General features: G+C 43.2%; 2 protein-coding genes. Both read left to right on the top strand.

Features of this window, described 5'->3' with window-relative positions:
* A partial coding sequence (locus tag R8N47_RS27730; protein ID WP_318186427.1) for a hypothetical protein occupies positions 1 to 230 on the top strand: 230 nt, incomplete at its 5' end.
* Positions 220 to 546 (top strand): hypothetical protein (locus R8N47_RS27725; RefSeq protein WP_318186426.1); only part of this gene is annotated, 327 nt, incomplete at its 3' end. The genes R8N47_RS27730 and R8N47_RS27725, both read left to right, overlap by 11 nt.

Genomic DNA, 546 nt, shown 5'->3' with positions numbered 1-546 from the left:
GCAAGTTTGGCAAATATGTTCCTGACTCAATAAAAAACCATCCTTGGAACTTGAAGTCCATTCCAAGAGATATTCACCAAAACATTCACGGCAATGGACCTACCCCATATAGCGCATTTGGTCGTTGGTGGCACGGGACGCCTGAATGGGCAAAAGTAGCTCAAGCCTCTCCTGTTAGTGGTGGTTTAGCTGATTCAATAAATGATGAGGGATGCGGTTGTGCAAATTGAATTTCCAGCGCTGCTTGTGAGCAGCAAGAAAAGGTCGCTCTTCGTAGTGGCATCAGAATCCGAGTTCGGGAAATGTACTATTCAGTCTTTGAGGAACGGTTATTTTGAGCTGATGGACATTTATGATTCGGAAGGTCGTCACTACAAAATAGACGAGGTTGCGAGCTACAAGCCGCTAAGTCCATTCTGGTACTGGCCTGTAGAAATTGTGATGTATGGTTCTCGACTGTTTAAGGCTAATTTCAATGCTGTTCTTATCTCTAATCTGGATTGCAAGGAGTTAAAATCTGAACTTTGTGATTTGGCTAAAAAGTAC

The sequence above is a fragment of the Vibrio sp. 2132-1 genome (assembly GCF_033344315.1).
Note: the sequence above shows the minus strand (reverse complement) of the source record. Positions and strands in the feature narration are given on the sequence as shown.